17 protein-coding genes are annotated in these 14931 nt (G+C 39.5%); 12 read left to right on the top strand and 5 right to left on the bottom strand.

The annotated features are described in order from the left end of the window. Nucleotides 1–15 precede the first annotated feature (15 nt). From AC59HC_RS13070 to AC59HC_RS13035, 8 genes are all read left to right on the top strand, one after another. A complete protein-coding gene (locus AC59HC_RS13070) occupies nucleotides 16–2154 on the top strand; it encodes a catalase (protein WP_496558769.1) in 2139 nt (712 codons plus the stop codon). 49 nt (nucleotides 2155–2203) lie between these two features. After that, nucleotides 2204–3382, top strand: a complete 1179-nt coding sequence (locus tag AC59HC_RS13065; protein ID WP_496558768.1) for a zinc-dependent alcohol dehydrogenase — start codon at nucleotides 2204–2206, stop codon at nucleotides 3380–3382. A 36-nt stretch (nucleotides 3383–3418) separates the two neighbouring features. Further along, a complete protein-coding gene (locus AC59HC_RS13060) occupies nucleotides 3419–3919 on the top strand; it encodes a CinA family protein (protein ID WP_110008863.1) in 501 nt (166 codons plus the stop codon). Between the two features lie 4 nt (nucleotides 3920–3923). Then, a complete protein-coding gene (locus AC59HC_RS13055; RefSeq protein WP_496558767.1) occupies nucleotides 3924–4721 on the top strand; it encodes an SDR family NAD(P)-dependent oxidoreductase in 798 nt (265 codons plus the stop codon). A gap of 8 nt (nucleotides 4722–4729) precedes the next feature. Further along, the gene (locus AC59HC_RS13050) at nucleotides 4730–5479 is read left to right on the top strand and encodes an SDR family oxidoreductase (protein WP_110008865.1); all 750 of its coding nucleotides are present in this window, start codon (nucleotides 4730–4732) and stop codon (nucleotides 5477–5479) included. 36 nt (nucleotides 5480–5515) lie between these two features. Continuing rightward, the gene (locus tag AC59HC_RS13045) at nucleotides 5516–5680 is read left to right on the top strand and encodes a hypothetical protein (protein WP_157885741.1); all 165 of its coding nucleotides are present in this window, start codon (nucleotides 5516–5518) and stop codon (nucleotides 5678–5680) included. A 24-nt stretch (nucleotides 5681–5704) separates the two neighbouring features. Further along, on the top strand, nucleotides 5705–7234 hold the full coding sequence (locus AC59HC_RS13040) for an FAD-dependent oxidoreductase (protein ID WP_496558766.1): 1530 nt from the start codon (nucleotides 5705–5707) through the stop codon (nucleotides 7232–7234). A 66-nt stretch (nucleotides 7235–7300) separates the two neighbouring features. Then, nucleotides 7301–7957 carry a DUF6766 family protein gene (locus AC59HC_RS13035; RefSeq protein ID WP_496558765.1) on the top strand — a complete coding sequence of 219 codons (657 nt, stop codon included), beginning with the start codon at nucleotides 7301–7303 and terminating at the stop codon, nucleotides 7955–7957. Here the strand turns inward: AC59HC_RS13035 and AC59HC_RS13030 are convergent. Beyond that, nucleotides 7939–8742: an AraC family transcriptional regulator gene (locus AC59HC_RS13030; protein WP_496558764.1), complete on the bottom strand. Its 804-nt coding sequence runs from the start codon at nucleotides 8740–8742 to the stop codon at nucleotides 7939–7941. The two genes, AC59HC_RS13035 and AC59HC_RS13030, sit on opposite strands and share 19 nt — an antisense overlap. A gap of 115 nt (nucleotides 8743–8857) precedes the next feature. Between AC59HC_RS13030 and AC59HC_RS13025 the strand changes: the two genes are divergently transcribed. Beyond that, entirely contained in the window at nucleotides 8858–9994 is a 1137-nt protein-coding gene (locus AC59HC_RS13025; RefSeq protein WP_496558763.1) for an Atu1372/SO_1960 family protein, read from the top strand. A 224-nt stretch (nucleotides 9995–10218) separates the two neighbouring features. Here AC59HC_RS13025 and pdxR read toward each other — a convergent pair whose 3' ends face one another. Then, on the bottom strand, nucleotides 10219–11646 hold the full coding sequence (gene pdxR / locus AC59HC_RS13020; protein ID WP_429814681.1) for a MocR-like pyridoxine biosynthesis transcription factor PdxR: 1428 nt from the start codon (nucleotides 11644–11646) through the stop codon (nucleotides 10219–10221). Nucleotides 11647–11746: 100 nt separating this feature from the next. Between pdxR and AC59HC_RS13015 the strand changes: the two genes are divergently transcribed. The 3 genes from AC59HC_RS13015 (at nucleotide 11747) to AC59HC_RS13005 (ending at nucleotide 13483) form a co-directional block, all read left to right on the top strand. Then, nucleotides 11747–12202, top strand: a complete 456-nt coding sequence (locus tag AC59HC_RS13015; RefSeq protein WP_496558762.1) for a cupin domain-containing protein — start codon at nucleotides 11747–11749, stop codon at nucleotides 12200–12202. Between the two features lie 152 nt (nucleotides 12203–12354). After that, the gene (locus AC59HC_RS13010) at nucleotides 12355–13245 is read left to right on the top strand and encodes a dihydrodipicolinate synthase family protein (RefSeq protein WP_227942068.1); all 891 of its coding nucleotides are present in this window, start codon (nucleotides 12355–12357) and stop codon (nucleotides 13243–13245) included. Between the two features lie 4 nt (nucleotides 13246–13249). Next, complete coding sequence (locus tag AC59HC_RS13005) at nucleotides 13250–13483, top strand: thioredoxin family protein (RefSeq protein ID WP_496558761.1); 234 nt, start codon at nucleotides 13250–13252, stop codon at nucleotides 13481–13483. 101 nt (nucleotides 13484–13584) lie between these two features. Here AC59HC_RS13005 and AC59HC_RS13000 read toward each other — a convergent pair whose 3' ends face one another. From AC59HC_RS13000 to AC59HC_RS12990, 3 genes are all read right to left on the bottom strand, one after another. Continuing rightward, on the bottom strand, nucleotides 13585–14091 hold the full coding sequence (locus tag AC59HC_RS13000; RefSeq protein ID WP_227942070.1) for a pyridoxamine 5'-phosphate oxidase family protein: 507 nt from the start codon (nucleotides 14089–14091) through the stop codon (nucleotides 13585–13587). Between the two features lie 178 nt (nucleotides 14092–14269). Further along, a complete protein-coding gene (locus AC59HC_RS12995; protein ID WP_227942071.1) occupies nucleotides 14270–14632 on the bottom strand; it encodes a rhodanese-like domain-containing protein in 363 nt (120 codons plus the stop codon). After that, a complete protein-coding gene (locus AC59HC_RS12990) occupies nucleotides 14629–14931 on the bottom strand; it encodes a DUF3817 domain-containing protein (RefSeq protein WP_227942072.1) in 303 nt (100 codons plus the stop codon). Before AC59HC_RS12990 ends, AC59HC_RS12995 begins: the two co-directional genes overlap by 4 nt.

Genomic DNA, 14931 nt, shown 5'->3' with positions numbered 1-14931 from the left:
AACCACAAAAAGATTATGAATATGAACACCAACGAACACAACAAAAAAGCAGAACAGCTGGATCTACACAGCACTTCCAATGAAAATGAAAAGCTGACCACCAATCAGGGCTTAAAGATCAACAACAACCAGGATTCTTTAAAAGCTGGCGAACGTGGCCCTTCATTGCTGGAAGATTTTATCCTGCGGGAAAAAATTACCCACTTTGATCATGAGAGAATTCCTGAAAGGGTAGTTCACGCCAGAGGCTCCGGTGCACATGGCGTTTTTAAGCTTACTAAAAGCCTTGCAGAATACACCAAAGCAAAATTTTTAACAGAGCTGGGAAAAGAAACACCTGTTTTTGTACGGTTTTCAACCGTCGCAGGGAGTAAAGGAAGTACCGATCTCGCGAGAGATGTCCGTGGTTTTGCGGTAAAATTTTATACCGAAGAAGGAAATTATGACCTGGTTGCCAATAATATGCCGGTATTTTTTATTCAGGATGCTATTAAGTTTCCTGATCTTGTGCATGCTGTAAAACCAGAGCCGGACAATGAAATTCCGCAGGCTGCATCTGCTCATGATACATTCTGGGATTTTATTTCACTGATGCCCGAAAGTATGCACATGATCATGTGGCTGATGAGTGACAGAGCAATTCCGAGAAGTCTGAGAATGATGGAAGGCTTTGGAGTACATTCTTTTAAATTCATCAATGAGGCAGGAAAAGTACATTTTGTAAAATTCCATTTTAAACCCAGATTAGGCGTTCATTCCGTAGCCTGGAACGAAGCTCAGATGATTTCAGGAGTAGATTCTGATTTCCATAAGCGGGATCTTTGGGAAGCCATAGAAAATGGCGATTATCCGGAATGGGATTTCGGGGTACAGCTCATACCCGAAGAGGATGAACACAAATTTGATTTTGATCTTCTCGACCCTACCAAAATAGTTCCTGAGGAAGAAGTCCCTGTAGAAATCTTCGGAACGTTAACACTTAACAGAAATCCGGATAATTTCTTTGCAGAAACCGAGCAGATTGCATTTCACCCGGGACATATCATTCCTGGGATAGATTTCACCAATGATCCGCTGCTACAGGGAAGATTATTTTCATATACCGACACCCAGCTTTCAAGACTGGGTTCTCCCAATTTCCATGAAATACCGATCAACAGATCTATCAACACGGTTCATAACAACCAAAGAGATGGTCATATGAGACAGCAGATCGTAAAAGGAAAAAGCAGCTATGAACCAAATTCCATAGGCGGCGGATGTCCTTTTCAGGCAATGATGTCTGAAGGCGGCTTTACCTCCCAGCAGGAAAGAGTTTCCGGAGTGAAGATCAGAGAAAGAAGTAAAAGTTTTGTGGATCATTATTCACAGGCAAAATTATTCTATAACAGCCAGTCTGCACCGGAGAAAACACACCTTCAGAATGCATTGGTCTTTGAATTATCAAAAGTAACCCGTCCTGAGATCAGGGAAAGACTGGTAGGACAGCTTGCCTATATTGATACGGATCTTGCCTGGAAGGTAGCAGAAAAATTAGGAGTGGAAGTTAAAAAACTGGAATGGCTCAATCAAAGTCTGCCGGCAGATAGTAATATGATAGAACTTCAAAGCGAAGAAAGAGAACCTCATACAAAGATATCCGATGCTTTAAGTATGAAGAATACGGTAAAAAATACAATTAAGAGCCGGAAAATAGGCTTTATTCTGGCTAACCGTGCTGATGGTGGAGCTGTCAATGATCTTAAAGCAAAGCTTGAAGCAGAAGGTGCCAGAGTTGAACTGATTGCAACAAGTGTTGCTCCCGTAAAACTGAATGACGGTTCAGAACTGACTCCGAAACATTCTCTTAGCAGTACGGCAAGTGTCTGTTTTGATGCCCTTGCGATCTGCCCGGGAGAAGATTCCGTAAAAGAGCTGATGATTGCTGAAAACAAACATCTGGTTCTGCATTTCATCAATGAAGCTTATAAACACTGTAAAGCAATTTACTTCGGAAAAGACACGGAGGTGCTTTACCACAATTCCAATGTAGCCGCTAAACAACATGAGGATCCCGGAATCATTACATGGGAAGACGGAGATCCGGCAGATAAATTCATCCAGGCTATTGCCCAACACAGAGTCTGGGATCTTGAAAAGGAGAGAAACGCGTAATCATAAAACACCCTTCACACCAACACCAATCACTTTAAATATTTAGATTATGAAAGCAGCCGTTTTTCATTCACCAGGTAATATTACCTGTGATACCGTAGAAGATCCCAGAATTCTGGATGAAAATGATATTATTCTGAGAGTAACTTCCACAGCGATTTGTGGCAGTGATCTCCATATGTATTCAGGAGGAATTCCGCAGGCCAGACCCATGGTAATGGGACATGAATTTATGGGTATCGTAGAAGAAACCGGGAAAAACATCAGTCACCTGAAAGCAGGCGACAGGGTAGTAGTTCCTTTTCCCATTGCTTGTGGAAGCTGTTTCTTCTGCCAGCATGATCTTCCCACCGCATGTGAACATAGCAACCCCGATTATTACGGCCCGGAAGGAGGTATTTTTAAAGAAAAAGGCGGAGCTCTGTTCGGATATACCGACCTGTATGGAGGATATGACGGTGGCCAGGCCCAGTATGTAAGAGTTCCCTACGCGAATTTTGGGCCCAGAAAAGTTCCGGAAAACCTTAGTGATGAACAGGTTTTATTTCTTACTGATATTTTCCCCACAGGCTACACAGGAGTGATGTGGGGAGAGCTTAAAGGAGGAGAAACCGTTGCGGTTTTTGGAGCAGGCCCGGTAGGGACAATGGCCACGAAAAGTGCTGTTCTTCATAACGCAAAGAAAGTTATTGTAATTGATACCCTTCAATACAGATTAGACAGAATCAAAATGCTTACAGGATGTGAAACCATTTTGTGGGAAGATGCTGAAAGCACTATTGAACAGATCAGGGATATGACAGACGGGCGGGGTGCAGATCTATGTATTGAAGCCGTAGGTTTTGAACCGGAAAGAAGTTTTATAGACCGTGCAAAAGCTGTTTTAAACTTTGAGAAAGGCTCTGTCAAAGTACTGGAAGCATGCATGAGTGCGGTAAGGAGAGGTGGCATTGTTTCTGTTCTGGGAGTTTATCCCGTTAATTATGACAATTTCAGACTTGGACAGATTTTTGACAAGGGAATTACACTTAAAGCAGGACAGTGCAATGTTCATCCTATTATAGACAAGCTCATGGATTATGTGGTGACAGGAAAAATCACTCTTGATGATGTTATTACCCACCGTTTATCTCTTGATGAAGTAAGCAAAGGATACGAAATTTTTGATAAAAAAGAAGACGGATGTGTAAAGGTCGTTCTTGACCCATGGAAGCTGACAGGCTTTTAAAATAAATTATCAACCAATCACTCAAAATTTAATAGTATGGACTTTCAAAAAAATCTTCTCGAATATATAAGTCAGTCACTGATGACCACGGATGAAACCATTTCAATTGCAGAAAGTGTCACTTCAGGATGTTTGCAGCTGGCTTTTTCACAGATGCCTAATGCTTCTATGTTCTACAAAGGAGGAATGACAGCCTACACATTGCCGGAAAAAGTAAAACTACTAAAGGTTAACAGACAGGAGGCCGAAGAATGTGACTGCGTTTCAGAGAATATTGCAGAGACGATGGCTTTAAATGTCGCAAAACTTTACGAATCCGACTGGTCTATCGCTACAACCGGATACTGTACACCAATCCGGAATTCCGGGTATAAAATTTTTGCCTATTTCTCATTCTCTTACAAAGGTGAGATCATCCTGACTAAAAAACTGGAATTACATCCTAAAACTCAAGCCCTGAATGCCCAGCTATATTACACCGAATTTATTTTGGGGTGTTTTAAAAGTGAACTTAACAGGCTTTTAATCTTAAAATAAATCTATGGAACGCAAAAATCAATATGCACTCATTACAGGTGCTACCAGCGGTATAGGCTACGAACTGGCAAAGAAATTTGCCAGTAACGGATATGATCTTGTTATTGTGGCCAGAGATCATGAAGAGCTGAAAAGAAAAGCCGATGAACTCAAAAATTATGGAGTGAATGTAATCAGCATCTCCAAAAATTTATTCTTACAGGAAGAAGTCTATTCTCTTTATTCCGAATTAAAAATGAATGGAATAAGCCCTGAAATATTAGTGAATGATGCCGGGCAGGGAGTGTACGGGAAATTTCAGGATACGGATATCCACAGGGAAGTAGACATTGTTCAGTTAAATATCATTTCAGTCATCATATTGACCAAACTGTTTTTAAAGGACCGGCTGCCCGAGGGGTCAGGAAAGATTTTGAATCTGGCATCTGTAGCCAGCAAAGCTCCCGGCCCGTGGCATTCGGTATATCACGGTACTAAAGCATTTGTATTATCATGGTCTGAGGCCATCCGTGAAGAGCTGAAAGATTCCGGAATTACAGTGACGGCTCTGTTACCGGGACCTACCGATACCGATTTCTTTAATAAAGCGGATATGAACAGAAGTAAAGTACTTGAAGACCCAGATAATCTGGCATCGCCGGAAGAAGTGGCTGCAGATGGTTACCATGCTCTGATGAATGGTGATGATAAAATAATATCAGGGTTAAAAAACAAACTTTCTGTAGCAATGGCGAATATAGCCAGTGACAGTATGGCGGCTCATAGAATGGCAGAAATGCAGAAACCTTCAACAGAAAAATAAAAAGACTTATGATAGGAAAATTAGACAATAAAACAGTTTTGATTACCGGTGCAGACAGCGGAATAGGAAAGGCTGTTGCCCTTCTTTTTGCCCTGGAAGGTGCAGATATTGCCATTATTTATCATTCCAGTGACAACGACGCCGGAAGAACAAAAGCGGAAATTGAGAATCTGAATAGAAAATGTATCATTTTCAAAGGAGATATCAATGATTACGATTTTTGTGAAGAAACGGTAAAAGAAGTGATCTCGGCATTCGGAAAAATTGATATTCTCATTAATAATGCCGGAATTCAGTTTCCTGCAGAAAGTATTGAGCAGCTTGAAGAGAAAAACATCAGACAGACTTTTGATTCCAATATTGTCGGAATGATTTTGTTAACAAAAGTAGTATTCCCCTATTTAAAAGAAGGAAGCTGCGTTATCAATACCACTTCCGTTTCCGCCTATCAGGGACATCCTGAACTCCTTGATTATTCTGCAACAAAAGGCGCTATTGTTTCCTTCACCCGTTCTCTGGCACTGCAGGCAAAACCCAGGGGAATCAGGATCAATGCCGTTGCTCCGGGACCAGTGGCTACACCACTTACCGAAGAAACTTTTGATGAAAAGAAAGAAAACCCCAATAAACCTCCTTTGGAGAGAAATGCTACTCCTGAAGAAATCGCTTTAAGTTTCCTGTTTCTGGCAGGTGATGATGCGTCACAGATTACGGGCCAGGTACTGCACCCCAATGGAGGACTGATAGTAAATGGTTAAAGTATATAAAAGTATAAACATCAAAATAGTTAAAATATGAAAACTACAGCACTTATTTTAGGCGTTATCAGCCTTTTTGCTTTTACTTCCTGCCGATGTAATATTGATGAAGACGAAAACAAGAAAAGGGATCAGAAAAGCAGTTCGTCCAATACCGATAAATCCGGTCTGCCCGAAAGTGATACCCTGAGTATCAGATAAGTTTAACAATAAAATATTCTGATAATGTACAGAGACGGTGCAAGAAAAAGTATTTGGCAGGAAGAGATCAGAAAATTTTCTACAGAAACGGATCTCAGCTCATTATTTGATGTTGCCATTGTAGGAGGTGGAATTACAGGAGTTTCAACAGCACTTAAACTTCAGGAATCCGGAAAGAAATGTGTTATTCTTGAAGCAGCCAATATAGGATTTGGAACTACAGGTGGCACAACAGCTCATTTGAACGATTTTTTTGATACAACCTTTAATCAGGCTATCCGTGATTTTGGACTGGATAATGCCAAACTGTATGCACAATCCGGAACTGATGCCATCAGTATTATTGAAGGTAATATTCAGAAATATCAGATCAGTTGTGATTTCACAAGAAAGTCAGCTTACCTTTTTGCCCTAGATGAAAAACAGGAAGAACAGTTGAAAGATATTGTAGAAGGAGCAGCCAAGGTAGGTCATGAAATGAGTTATGTGAATGAAATTCCTTTTCCCATTCCATTCAGAGAAGCGGTGCTTATTCCCGGGCAGGGGCATTTTCATCCTGTAAAATATAGTAAGGCGCTCTGCGAAGCTTTTATAAAACTGGGCGGCTCTATTGTAGAAAACTGCCATTGTGAAGAACATGATGAGCAAAATGATTTTGTAGTTTTAAAAACTTCAAAAGGGGAAATAAAGGCCTCAAATGTAGTCTATGCTACCCATATTCCGCCTGGAGTCAATCTTCTTCATTTTACAAATGCTCCCTACAGAAGTTATGCCATGGCTTTTACCATGAAAAATGACAAATATCCGTGGGAGCTTGGTTATGACCTTTGTGAACCCTATCACTATTACCGTATTCAGAATATTGAAGGCGAAAATCTATTGATTGCAGGAGGTGAAGATCACAAAACAGGACATGCTGATGATACCGGAGAATGTTTTTCAAGACTTGAAAATTATGTCAGAAAATATTTTGAGGTAGAAACGGTCCATTACAGCTGGTCCAGCCAATATTACGAACCCGTAGACGGGCTTCCGTACATTGGAAAACTTCCGGGAAGCAAGGGAAGAATTTTTACCGCTACAGGCTTCAGAGGAAACGGAATGATCTTCGGAACACTTTCGTCACAAATCCTTCATGACCTTATCCTCACAGGAAAAAGTAAATATGGAGATCTGTTCAATCCTTCCAGAATCAAACCTGTTGCAGGATTTTCAGATTTTGTGAAAGAAACGGCAACTATGGCCTTTGATTTTATAAAAGATAAGATTTTAACCGAGAAAATTGAGTCTTTTTCTGAAGTCGGTGAAGGTGAAGCGAAAGTGATCAGATATGAATCAGAATCTTATGCTCTTTACAAAGAAAATGACGGCACTTTACATCTGCTCAGAAGTACCTGTCCACACGCAGGATGTGAAGTCCGGTGGAACAGTGCGGAGCTGAGCTGGGATTGCCCATGTCACGGTTCACGGTTTAATGTCAACGGAAAAATCCTTACCGGACCCACCACAAAGAACCTCCAGAAGGCATTCCCTTATCAAAAACGTGATTCATAAACGCCAAACTTTAAACTTTAAACTTTAAACTTTAAATATTGAACTCTAACCTTTAAACTCAGAAATATGTCACGCACCAGTTTCCTGTATCGCAACAGCTTAAGTATTGTTCTGATTACTCTGATGATTATTTTTCTTGCAGGACAGTTTTTTATGGGCTGGAAAACAGAAAATAAAGAACTCATTGAAAACGGCCAGCCTGTTTTAAAGATCGGTGAATACATCCATAGCGGTCACTTTATACAGGCTACTTTTGAAAACTGGGAAAGCGAATTTCTCCAGATGATGCTGTATGTTTTATTAACGATTTCTCTGAGGCAAAAAGGCTCCAGTGAATCAAAATCTATGACAGAAGAGGAAGATGTTGACAAAGAACCTGTACCACATCCCAAAGCGCCATGGCCTGTAAAAAAAGGCGGAATATGGCTGAAACTCTACAAACATTCTTTATCACTTGCTTTTGCAATTCTATTTCTGGCAAGCTTTATTTTGCATTTCTATGGCAGTCTTAAGGATTTTAATGATGAACAAATGATGAAAGATAAACCTGCTGTAACGGCCATTCAATACATTTCAGAATCTCGGTTCTGGTTTGAGTCTTTTCAAAACTGGCAGAGTGAATTCCTGGCGGTTGCTTCCCTGGTTCTTCTCTCTATATGGCTTCGCGAAAAAGGTTCTCCGGAATCAAAACCCGTTGATATGCCTCATGATGAAACGCCTTGATTTTTATTCACTTTCGGCTTTGTCTGCATAATGGCAAAATACGACGATGTAAAGGCTGATAAACTCTGATAGCCCACTTTATAGGCTACTTCACTCAACGTGTACTGTCTGGTATCTATCAGTTCAATACTTTTTAAAATCCTTGTCAGCTGAAGGTATTTCTGTATCGTAATTCCCGTTTCATTTTTAAAAATTCTCTGGAGGCTCCTCACAGACATTTGTGCTTTTTCGGCAAGAGCATCCATGTCCGGATTATATTTAAAATTGGAATTAATTTCATTGCATACAGGAATCAGTCTTGAATCCGTAGGAACAGGAATCTGCAGACTGCTGCTTTCTTTGCAGAAATTGGGAAGGCTTTTTAAAATAGCTTTAAAAAACAGATCCTGTTCTTCGTTTTCATCCAATAACTGGTTCCATTTTGAGGCATACAAAAGCATTTCCTTTAAAACAGCAGGAACAGCAAATACCTGAACATGCCGGTAAAATTCATCTTCAAAAACGGATTTGAACAGGAATACCATCAGATTTACAGTTTGTGCCTCAGAAGTGATCTTATGCGCTTTTTCCGAAGGAATCCATATGACATGATGCTGGGGGACAAGATAAATTTTCTGGCCGATATGGAAGTATTGGTAGCCTTCTTCCACAAAAGTGAGCTGAGCCCGGCTGTGCTTGTGCTCATAATCATCATGTTTCCAGTTTTTTTCACACCATACATAAGCTTCCTTGTTGATAGAATCTACAAAGTGGCTTTCCGTTTTTTCAATCAGTCCGCATTTCATTTTGTCGTTTTGAATGTATATTTTGGCAAATTTAATAAAAACGACAATAGTAATTTTGTACTGTCACTGTCATGGTACAGGATTTAACACATAAAAAACCTATATCTTATTCAGAATGAAAAAACTATGTCTTTTTTTTATCTTAATTTTATTATCAAATACCACCCACATCATGGCACAAAATAAAGCTAACATACTGGTTCTTATTCATTCGGACAATGGCGGAACCTACGAACTGGCTAAGGAACTCGCCAAAGGAATTGAAAGTGAAAATAACGCAGTTTCCCATATAAAACTTGTCAAAGCCTCACAAAATCCAAACCTGAAAAATCTTCCGGTTGCAACACCAGATGAGCTGGCCCATTATGATGGAATCGCTTTTGGTTCCCCGGTTTATTTCGGAAATATCAGCACAGGAATGAGTGAATTTTTATCCGGAACTGTTCAGCTCTGGACCAATCATGCGCTGGAAGGAGTTCCGGCTACTGTTTTTATGTCTGCCGGAAGCGGAGCAGGAAAGGAGCTTGCTCTTCAGGCGTTCTGGAACAGCCTTGCCGTCCACGGAATGGTTCTCGTGTCTAATGGAATACGTGGAACAGAAGAACTGAACAAAGCCATTCCGCAAGGAAATACTGTTTTGGGAATTACCAGCATGGCTTCTTTAAAAGATGTGGAAAGACCTACGAAAGGAGAGCGGAATATGGCTGAAATTCAGGGAAGAAATTTTGCAAAAATAGCATTGGCATTAAAAGATACGCAATCTAAAAAAATGGTGGCTGTTAAGGAAAATCATCAGAATTTCAGTGAAATATTAAAACAGAAAAACATTATTCTTCCACAGGTTCCAAAGCCGGCGGGAAATTATCAGCCGTTCGTCCGTTCCGGAAATCTTGTATTTATCAATCAGGTTGCTTTAAAAGACGGTAAAATTTTCAATCCGGGTAAATTAGGTGTTGAAGTGAATGAGCAGCAGGTAAAAGATGCTGTAAAAGTAACCATGCTGAATGTGATTTCAGTGTTAAATGAAGCTGTAGGAGGAGACTTGAGCAGAGTAAAACAATGCGTGCAGCTCACGGGAATTTTCAATACAAAAGATGATTATACAAAACATGCTGATCTGATGAATGTGGCTTCTGATCTGGCTGTTGAAATTTTCGGGGAAAAAGGAAAACATGCCAGAGCTACCTTGGGAGCTTCTTCCATTCCTGTGGGCTCTTCCGTAGAGATTCAGGCGGTTTTTGAAGTGGAATAGTTTTCCAATCTAAACAACAAAATCACAAATATTTAAAACACTTAAGTTAGCTTAAAAAAGTATACAGAAAAATCCGTGTAAATCTGCGAAATCTGTGGGAGAAAATACTTCTTTAACCACAAAAGTTAAAACACTTAAGTGACAGATAGCTGCTGAGAAGTTCAAATAAGTTTAAAAAATATTTGATTTTTTGATTATATAAATATCGTGTAAATCTATGGAAGTTAAAAACCCGAGATAATCTCTGCGATAACAGGGATACTTTGCTCCAGCTGCTCTTCAGAAAGTGCTCCATAGCTTAACCGGAATCCGTTTGCCTGGCTTTTACTGTATTGTTTAGGATGAATAATCTTAATATTTTTTTCCAGTAAAAGCTTTGTTACAGCATCCCAATCCAGCCTTGTTTTGGGAACAATCCAAAAGGCAAGGCCACCTTCAGGCAATGTAAAATCGGCAATATCTTTCATATATTTTGTCAACAGTTCAAAGACAAAATCCCTTTTGTTTTTGTAATGAACGGTTGCTTTTCTGATGTGCTTTTTTATGGCTCCTTCTTTAATCAGCTGGAGAACTGCCTGTTCCATGATAACATCTCCATGTACATCAATAATTTTTCTCAGATCACCAATTCTTTTTAATAATTCCTGATTTTTAGTGGCCAGATAACCGATCCTTAAAGCCGGAGCTACCACCTTGCTTAAAGTTCCGATGTATACATAATTGTTCAGTTCAGGAAAGCTTGAAATGGGGAGAATAGGGCGGTATCCGAAGTGAAACTCATTATCATAATCATCTTCAATAATGGTTATATTGTATTGGTTGGACAGCTCAATTAATTGTAATCGTCTTGCCAGACTCAAAGTAACTGTAGTAGGGTATTGTCTGTGAGGAGTAATATACAGGGCTTTAATATTCTGATGTTGCTTTAAAAGCTTTTCAACAGTCTCCATATGGATTCCTTCCTGATCTACAGGGACCGACAAAAGCTTTGCTCCTGCATACTCAAATGCCTGCCATGCAGGCTGATACCCTGGATCTTCTACAATAACCATGTCTCCGGGATTTAAAAGTGTCTGAGCGGTAAGGAACATTCCCATCTGGCTGCCCCTTGTAATGGAAATTTCATTTTCATGAATATGCATTCCACGCTGGTGGTTGAGCATCTGAGAAATCATTTTTCTAAATTCTGTGTCACCGTGTTCATTTCCATATCCCATCATCTGCCACTTGGCTTTGATGCCGAAAATTTGTCTGTAGGCTCTGGCCAGCTCTGTCACAGGGGCAATTTTACTGTCGGGATGTCCATCATCGAAATTGATTACAATTCCATTAGACATTACCTGCTGATGAGATGGGTTATGTAATGCCTCTGCATTCTTTTCATGCAAAGCCGGGAGTCTTTCCGATACGAAAATCCCTTTCCTTTCTCTGGAAATTACCCATTCTTCATTGATCAGTACCTGATAGGCTTCTACAACAGTATTCCTGTTAATTTTCAAGGTCTGGGCAAGATTCCTGCTTCCCGGAAGTGCATCTCCCGTTTTTAACCTTCCTGAACGTATATCAGAGATGATCGTATCCGCAATCTGTAGATAAACTGCTTTTTCAAGCTTTTTATCAATTTCTAATTCTAATTTCCAAGGGCGCAACATCTGGACTATCTATTTATATAAAAACTGAATCATTTAAACAGTCCAAAGATAGAATAATTTTGTCATGCAATAAAGCACAAAACCCTAATAATTTAAAATCATGGACAAGAAACAATTCAGTTCTAAAGACTTCCACGAAACCTTTGCAAGACCAAAGTATGTAAAACCGAGTCATCTGATTCATAAAAATGTAGAAAATGCAGGAGAACACAATCAGTTTTCAACAGAAAGGAAACACCCGGTTTTTTTTGTAGATCTTCCGAGTAAAAATGTAAGCATGACGATTGGCGGACTTATCCCAGGACAACAAACCAACAGACACCGCCATACCTATGAAACCGTTTTGTTTGTCATTGAAGGGAAAGGATGGACAGAAGTAGAAGATGAAAGAGTATATTGGGAAGCCGCAGATGCGGTATATATTCCTTCGTGGGCATGGCATAAACACCAGAATCTCAGCGATACGGAACCTGCCAAATATATCGCCTGTGAAAATGCGCCTCAGCTGCAGAACTTGGGAGTTGCCTTAAGAGAGGAAGAAGGCAGAGACCTTTAATATCAGAGCTTTAAGCCGTTAAGAATTTTGTATGTTAATTATTGATATCGGATATGACTTTTCCTTTCAAAGCGTAGCTTACTTAATCCTCTTAACAGCTTAATACTTTCTTAATGGTTTAAAATTATTTTCAAATTTTAAAATCAGTAAACATGAAAAATGTTCCATTCAAAGGGATAATTGCTTATCCCATAACACCTTTTGACCAAAATGAAAAAGTAGATATTCCTCTTTTTAAACACCTGGTAGAAAGACTGATCACTTCCGGAAGCCACGGAATTGCTCCATTGGGAAGCACAGGGGTAATGCCTTATTTATCTGACGAAGAAAAAGAAGAAGTTACGGAAGCTACTTTACAGCAGGTAAAAGGCAGAATTCCAACGCTTGTAGGCGTTTCCAACCTTACAACAGAGAAAACCATTCATCATGCTCAGTTCGCAGAAAAAGCAGGAGCCGATGCGGTGATGATCATTCCTATGAGCTACTGGAAACTTACCGATGACGAAATTGTAACGCATTATGATGCGGTAGCACGCAAAATATCTATTCCGATTATGGCATACAATAATCCGGCAACCAGTGGAGTAGATATGTCTCCTGCTTTGTTGAAAAGGCTGCTTGAAATTCCCAACGTAACGATGATTAAAGAAAGTACAGGAGATGTTCAGAGAATGCATTACCTGAGAAGAGAACTGGGGGAAGATGTTGCATTCTACAACGGTTCCAATCCTTTGGCTCTGGCGGCATTTTCCGCGGGAGCAAGAGGCTGGTGTACAGCAGCTCCTAATCTTATTCCTGAACTGAATATCAGCCTTTATCATGCGGTGGAAGAAGGTGATCTTGAAAAAGCAAAAACGATTTTCTATCAGCAGTTTGACCTTTTAAAATTTATTGTAAACAAAGGATTGCCGCGAGCAGTGAAATCAGGTCTGAATATTCTGGGTGAAGATGGGGGAAATCTGAGAAGCCCTCTGAAACCGCTTCACGAAAAAGAAACCGAAGAATTAAAAAATATTATGAAAACCCTTATCAATCCAGTATAATCTTATGAAAAAATCCATTTTTTACCACGCAGGATGCCCTGTATGTATCAGTGCTGAGCATGATATCGTTAACCTTATAGGTTTGGAAAATGTAGAAATTATCCATTTGGGTAATGACAGAAGCAAAATTGAGGACGCGGAAAAGGCTGGAGTAAAATCTGTACCCGCTTTAGTGACCCCTAACGGCAATGTGCTTCATATTAATTTTGGAGCTTCTATGGAAGAGGTGAGAAATTAACAGTATTAATTTTGTAGTATAAACGGCTCAATTTCTTGAGCCGTTTTTTTGTTTTCCTATTGTAAAATCTGTGGGAAAATGTATTGCTTATTCAGAGCTTTCTAAATCGTTGCATTTCCTTCCACACCGTCGGAATTATCGGTTTTGTTGCCTGTGATTGCGGCCGCAACAAAACTAAACAGGCTTACCAGTTTTCCTGCTTTAGTATCCCAGTAATAGGTTTCTTTAGGTTCTACACGGATAATCGTAACATTGGGATCGTCTTTACCATCAAACCAGGCCTTAGCCATTGGAGACCATTTATCTTCTATGGTTGCTTTGTCCTTATAAACAGAAGCTTCTCCATACACCGAAAGATACTGGGAGTCGCTGTTGTTCATAAAAAACAACTGTACTCTCCGGTCTTCTTTGATTTCAAAATTCTTATTGCTGGTTCCACTGCTGATAAACCACAAATTTCCGCTGTCGTCTGTTTCCTGAAGGGTCATAGGTCTTGAATTGATGGGAGTGGTTTCCAGTTCTGTACAGAACATACATATTCTTGCTTTTTCTGACAGTTCTTTGATCTTTTTGATCGCTTCAAGGTGGGTAAGGTTTTCTGTTGACATATTAAATATTTTAAGTGATTAATGTAAATTAAAAGAAATTTATTCAGCAGAATGATGAATAATTTGCTTAAGTCTTTCAAATACCCGACCAAAAAGAAATAAAATGTGGTACCTAAGCTTAATTTATTTATAAAATTCGGCTCAAAGTTAATCTCTCCTTAAAATTATGATCGAAAGATTATTGTTTCTTGCTTAATGTTGTCTGAAGATCACTCCACGCGCCTCCGTTGTATACACGTTTAAATCCTTTTTCTTTCAGAATAATTTCAACTTTTACACTTCGAAGTCCGTGTGAACATACTGTTATATATGTTGTTTCAGGATCCAGTTCTACATACCGTTCTCTGATTGTCCCTAATGAAATATTAATGGAACCTTCTATATGTCCTGTCTGGAATTCCTTTTCAGTTCTTACATCAAGAATAACAGCTCCTTTTCTGATGAGTTTGGGCAATCCGTTGTCCAAGGTCTGCAACCGGTAAACTCTATACACAATGTACAGAATAAAAACTGCACCCAAAATGAGGAGAATACTTTTCATAGCTTGCTCAGTATTTTTTTGTCAATATAAAAGGTTCCGAACGGAATAAAGCAGGCAAGAATTACCTTCCATGTTATTTCTTTAAATTTCCAGTTTTGTTCTACACCCACACTCAACGTATTGAATAGGAAAAGCAGGAATAATGTTCCATGAACAGGGCCGATAAGCCTTACAAACAAGGGATTTCCCATCCAGTATTTCACCGGAACAGCAATAAATACCAAACTCAGGAGTGAAATTCCTTCCAGGATCGCCAGAATTCTCAGTCTGCCGATTTTTGTTTTAAATAAATTGATCAT

It is taken from the genome of Chryseobacterium sp. DZ-32 (assembly GCF_059587025.1).
The sequence above is the reverse complement of the archived record's forward strand: the minus strand, read 5'-3'. Positions and strand labels throughout refer to the sequence as shown.

Coding starts and splice junctions, on each gene's coding strand:
- AC59HC_RS13070 (WP_496558769.1), top strand. CDS start 16: ATGAATATGAACACCAACGAACACAACAAAAAAGCAGAACAGCTGGAT.
- AC59HC_RS13065 (WP_496558768.1), top strand. CDS start 2,204: ATGAAAGCAGCCGTTTTTCATTCACCAGGTAATATTACCTGTGATACC.
- AC59HC_RS13060 (WP_110008863.1), top strand. CDS start 3,419: ATGGACTTTCAAAAAAATCTTCTCGAATATATAAGTCAGTCACTGATG.
- AC59HC_RS13055 (WP_496558767.1), top strand. CDS start 3,924: ATGGAACGCAAAAATCAATATGCACTCATTACAGGTGCTACCAGCGGT.
- AC59HC_RS13050 (WP_110008865.1), top strand. CDS start 4,730: ATGATAGGAAAATTAGACAATAAAACAGTTTTGATTACCGGTGCAGAC.
- AC59HC_RS13045 (WP_157885741.1), top strand. CDS start 5,516: ATGAAAACTACAGCACTTATTTTAGGCGTTATCAGCCTTTTTGCTTTT.
- AC59HC_RS13040 (WP_496558766.1), top strand. CDS start 5,705: ATGTACAGAGACGGTGCAAGAAAAAGTATTTGGCAGGAAGAGATCAGA.
- AC59HC_RS13035 (WP_496558765.1), top strand. CDS start 7,301: ATGTCACGCACCAGTTTCCTGTATCGCAACAGCTTAAGTATTGTTCTG.
- AC59HC_RS13030 (WP_496558764.1), bottom strand. CDS start 8,742: ATGAAATGCGGACTGATTGAAAAAACGGAAAGCCACTTTGTAGATTCT.
- AC59HC_RS13025 (WP_496558763.1), top strand. CDS start 8,858: ATGAAAAAACTATGTCTTTTTTTTATCTTAATTTTATTATCAAATACC.
- pdxR (WP_429814681.1), bottom strand. CDS start 11,646: ATGTTGCGCCCTTGGAAATTAGAATTAGAAATTGATAAAAAGCTTGAA.
- AC59HC_RS13015 (WP_496558762.1), top strand. CDS start 11,747: ATGGACAAGAAACAATTCAGTTCTAAAGACTTCCACGAAACCTTTGCA.
- AC59HC_RS13010 (WP_227942068.1), top strand. CDS start 12,355: ATGAAAAATGTTCCATTCAAAGGGATAATTGCTTATCCCATAACACCT.
- AC59HC_RS13005 (WP_496558761.1), top strand. CDS start 13,250: ATGAAAAAATCCATTTTTTACCACGCAGGATGCCCTGTATGTATCAGT.
- AC59HC_RS13000 (WP_227942070.1), bottom strand. CDS start 14,091: ATGTCAACAGAAAACCTTACCCACCTTGAAGCGATCAAAAAGATCAAA.
- AC59HC_RS12995 (WP_227942071.1), bottom strand. CDS start 14,632: ATGAAAAGTATTCTCCTCATTTTGGGTGCAGTTTTTATTCTGTACATT.
- AC59HC_RS12990 (WP_227942072.1), bottom strand. CDS start 14,931: ATGATCAATTTATTTAAAACAAAAATCGGCAGACTGAGAATTCTGGCG.